The sequence below is a fragment of the Pseudomonas sp. Sample_24 genome (assembly GCF_004307605.1).
In the GTDB taxonomy this organism is placed as follows: domain Bacteria; phylum Pseudomonadota; class Gammaproteobacteria; order Pseudomonadales; family Pseudomonadaceae; genus Aquipseudomonas.
On record NZ_RCNW01000186.1, the window covers coordinates 1 to 4,663 of the forward strand.

Below are 4,663 nucleotides of genomic sequence, written 5' to 3' on the forward strand. Positions count from 1 at the left end.
TGCGTTCGGCGTCGAGGGCGAAGTCGATCATCATGATCGCGTTCTTCTTGACGATACCGATCAGCAGAATGATACCAATGATCGCGATCATCCCCAGGTCATTGCCGCTCAGGATCAACGCCAGCAAGGCGCCGACCGCCGCCGAGGGCAAGGTCGAGAGAATGGTGATCGGGTGGATGTAGCTCTCGTAGAGTACGCCCAGCACGATGTACATGGTCACCACCGCCGCCAGGATCAGCAGCAAAGTACTCGACAGCGAAGCCTGGAACGCCTCGGCAGCGCCCTGGAACTGGGTCTGCACACCGATCGGCATGCCGATGTCCTTTTGCACCTGCTCGATGATCTCCACCGCATGCCCCAACGCCACGCCGGGCGCGAGGTTGAACGACATCATCACCGCCGGGAACTGACCGATGTGGGTAATCGCCAGTTGCGCCTGGCGCTCTTCGATGCGCGCCAGACTGGACAAGCGCACCTGCCCGCCATCGGTGGTCTTGACGTGGATCTGGTCCAGCGCCTGCGGGCCGATTTTCTCGCCGGATTGCGATTGCAGCACCACCCGATACTGGCTGGCCTGGGTGTAGATCGTGGAAATCTGCCGCTGACCGAAGGCGTCATACAGCGCATCGGTGATGTTCGACACCGACACGCCGAGCCGCGACGCCGCATCACGGTCGATCACCAGATAGACCTGCAAGCCCTTGTCCTGCAAATCGCTGGCGACATCAGTCAGTTCAGGCTGTTGTGCCAACGCCTCCACCAGACGCCCACTCCACAGGCTGAGCAGTTCGGAGTCCGGCGAGGACATGCTGAACTGGTACTGCGTGCGGCTGACCCGGTCCTCGATGGTCAGGTCCTGTACCGGCTGCATGAACAGGCGGATGCCCACCAGTTTGTCCAGTTCCGGTTGCAGGCGCGCAATCACCTCAGTGGCGCTCAGGTCGCGGTCACTGTGGGATTTGAGGTTGATCAGCAAGCGGCCACTGTTGAGTGTCGAGTTGTCGCCATCCACCCCGATGTAGGACGACAGGCTCTCGACCGCCGGATCCGCGAGGATGACCTTGGCCAGCGCTTGCTGACGCTCACTCATCGCCGCGAAGGAAATCGACTGCGGCGCCTCGGAAATGCCCTGGATCACCCCGGTGTCCTGCACCGGGAAAAAGCCCTTGGGCACCACCATGTACAGAAACACAGTCAGCGCCAAGGTACCGATGGCCACCATCAGCGTCAGCGGCTGGTGCTTTAGCACCCACTGCAACTTGCGCCCGTACGCCGCGATCATCCAGTCGATGAACGCGCCGCTGGTCCGGTAGAAACGACCCTGTTCCTGTTCCTTGGGCTCGCGCTTGAGCAGGCGCGCGCACATCATCGGCGTCAGGGTCAGGGACACCACAAGCGAAATCAGGATGGCGACCGCCAGGGTAATGGCGAACTCGCGGAACAGGCGCCCTACCACATCGGCCATGAACAGCAGCGGAATCAGTACGGCGATCAGCGACAGGGTCAGGGAAATCAGGGTGAAGCCGATCTGTTTTGCGCCCTTGAGCGCGGCGTTCAGTGGGCTGTCGCCCTCCTCGATAAACCGGGAAATGTTCTCCAGCATGACGATCGCATCGTCCACCACAAAACCGGTGGCGATGGTCAGGGCCATCAGGGTCAGGTTATTGACCGAGAACCCCGCCAGGTACATCACGCCGAAGGTGCCGATCAGCGACAGGGGCACGGCCACCGACGGAATGATCGTCGCACTGGCCCGACGCAGGAACAGGAACGTGACCATGACCACCAACGCAATGGCGATCAGCAGCTCGTGTTGCACATCCTTGACCGAGGCACGGATGGTCTGGGTGCGGTCGGTGAGGACCACCACATCGAGACCAGCCGGCAGGTTGTCGGTGATGCTCGGCAGCAAGGCCTTGATCCGGTCGACCACTTCGATGACGTTGGCTCCGGGCTGGCGCTGGATGTTCAACAACACCGCCTGGTTTTCGTTGGCCCACGCGGCCAGACGCTCGTTTTCGGCGCCGTCGACGATTTCCGCCACGTCCTTGAGGCGCAGGGGCGCACCGTTGGCGTAAGCGAGGATCAGGTTGGCGTAGTCCTTGGGCGAGGTCAGTTGATCGTTTGCATCAAGCATCGACACCCGGGTCGGGCCGTCGAAGTTGCCCTTGGGCTGGTTGACGTTGGAGGCACCGATCAACGTGCGCACATCGGACAGGTTCAGGCCGTTGGCGGCGAGCGCCTCGGGATTGACCTTGATTCGCACGGCCTGACGCTGGCCACCGGCAATGCTGACCATACCGACGCCGCTGATCTGGGCAATCTTTTGCGCCATGCGGGTGTCGACCAGGTCATTGAGCTTTGGCAACAGCATGGTCTTGGACGTGATGGCCAGGGTCAGCACCGGCGTATCGGCCGGGTTGACCTTGTTGTACACCGGCGGCGCCGGCAGGTCCGAGGGCAGCAGATTGGTGGCGGCGTTGATGGCCGCTTGCACCTGCTGCTCGGCCACGTCCATGTTGATGTCGAGGCTGAACCGCAAGGTCAGGACCGACGCACCACCAGAACTGGTGGAGGCCATTTGCGTCAGACCGGGCATTTGCCCGAACTGGCGTTCAAGGGGCGCAGTCACGGCGCTGGTCATGACATCCGGGCTGGCGCCGGGATAGAGCGTCATGACCCGAATGGTCGGGTAGTCGACCTGGGGCAAGGCCGACACGGGCAGCAACCGATAGGCGATCACACCGGCCAGAATAATGGCCAGCATGCTCAGGGTCGTCGCTACCGGACGAAGGATGAACAGCCGCGAGAGATTCATGCGCCGCCCTTTTTCGCCTTGTCGGCAGGTGCCGGTTCAGTCGTGATAGCCGCGGATTTGCCCTGTAGATGACCGGCTGGGCTGGTCGGCACTTGCTGCGGATCGTTGACCACTTCCACATCGCTGCCGTCCTTCAAGCGATCAGTGCCTTCCAGCACCACACGATCACCGGCGGCCAGGCCTTCGGTGACCACGGTGTTCTCACCGTCGCTGGCACCGATCTTCAGTTGACGAATCTTGACCTTCTTGTCGCCGTCCAGGGCATAGACGAACGTGCCGTTGGTGCCGAACTGAATCGCTGCCGAAGGTGCGAGCACCACGCCTTTGAGGGTGTCGGCCAGCAGGCGCACATTGACGAACTGGTTGGGAAACAGCGCCTGGTCACGGTTGTCGTAACGCGCCTTGAATTTCAGGGTGCCGGTGGTGACATCGATCTGGTTGTCCAGGCTCTGCAGCACGCCGGTGGCCTGCAATTTGGTGTCGCCGCGATCCCAGGCTTCGGCGGGCAGTTTTGCACCGCTGCGATAACGGGCCAGTACGGTCTCGAGGCTGTTTTCCGGCAAGGTGAAGGCGACGCTGATCGGCTGTGTCTGGGTAATGATCGCCAATGCCGTGGTGTCATTGGCCGCTACCAGGTTACCGACATCGAGCTGACGCAAACCGACGCGACCAGCGATGGGCGCCCGGATCCGGGTGAATTCGAGATTGAGCTTGGCGTCGTTGACTGCCGCCTGATTGGTCTTGACCGTGCCCTGGTACTGGCCGACCAGTGCTTCGGCGGTGTCCAGGGTCTGCTTGGCGATGCTGTCTTCGCGATAAAGGCCGCGATAGCGCTCGACGTCGACCTGGGCGTTCTTCAGTTGCGCCTGATTCTGCAGCAAGGTGCCTTCGGCCTGGAGCAGCGCGTTCTGGTAAGGACGCGGATCAATCTCGGCCAGCAGATCGCCGGCCTTGACCATCTGCCCTTCCTCGAAATGGATCTTGACCAGCTCACCGCCCACGCGGCTGCGCACATTGATCGTGTTCAGCGCGGTGACCGTGCCCAGCGCCTTGTAATACAGCGGGAAGTCACCGGTGACCGCCGGCGCCACACGCACCGGAACGGGCCCGGACGCCCCGCCGAACCCCGGACGCATACCGCCCGAACGGCCTGTGTGTCCGGCCACGGCTTTCTGCCCCGCCCCCTCTTTGGGCGCAGTACTGCCGGGCCAGAATTTCCAGCACAGGCCAGCGATGACCAGCAGGACAAGCAGGCCGAACAGCCAGCGACGAGGACTACGGGAAGCAGAGGATTGCATTGAATGATCAACCATTGGGCGCGTGGGCTTGTTTTACATGAGGCTGAACGATAAGCACTGGCGGGGATTAAGCAAAGTGCCTTTACCGGCAATTTACCTTCGGCTTACGTAACAGAAGATTTATCCAAGACACTGAAACACAAATGAAAACGGCCTGGACAGAGGGGTAATGCTATTCAGTTAAGGACGAACACTGCACCTGTGGCGAGGGAGCTTGCTCCCGCTGGAGCGCGAAGCGGCCCCAAAAATGGGACTGCTAAGCGGTCCAGCGGGACGATGCGGCGCTCCGGCAAGCTCCCCCTCCACAGGTTACTGATTACTCGCTCTATCTCTTAACTGAACAGCATTGTGGAGATTAGGAGGCGTTAAACTTTGTAAAGGTATGCTTATTTCAGGGCAGCGAGCGCTGCTTCGTAGTTCGGCTCTTCAGCGATTTCCTTGACCAGTTCGCTGTGCAGCACGTTGTCATTCTCGTCCAGAACCACCACGGCACGAGCGGTCAGGCCTTTCAGTGGGCCGTCAGCGATGGCCACGCCGTAGTTTTCGA

Annotated in this window: 3 protein-coding genes; all 3 read right to left on the reverse strand. The window is 61.2% G+C overall.

Annotation, left to right across the window (positions count from 1 at the left end; genetic code table 11):
* A partial coding sequence (locus tag D8V06_RS09665) for an efflux RND transporter permease subunit (protein ID WP_130930867.1) occupies positions 1 to 2,818 on the reverse strand: 2,818 nt, incomplete at its 3' end.
* A complete protein-coding gene (locus tag D8V06_RS09670) occupies positions 2,815 to 4,131 on the reverse strand; it encodes an MdtA/MuxA family multidrug efflux RND transporter periplasmic adaptor subunit (RefSeq protein ID WP_130930868.1) in 1,317 nt (438 codons plus the stop codon). The genes D8V06_RS09670 and D8V06_RS09665, both read right to left, overlap by 4 nt.
* 371 nt (positions 4,132 to 4,502) lie before the next feature.
* A partial coding sequence (locus D8V06_RS09675; RefSeq protein WP_347238568.1) for a redoxin family protein occupies positions 4,503 to 4,663 on the reverse strand: 161 nt, incomplete at its 5' end.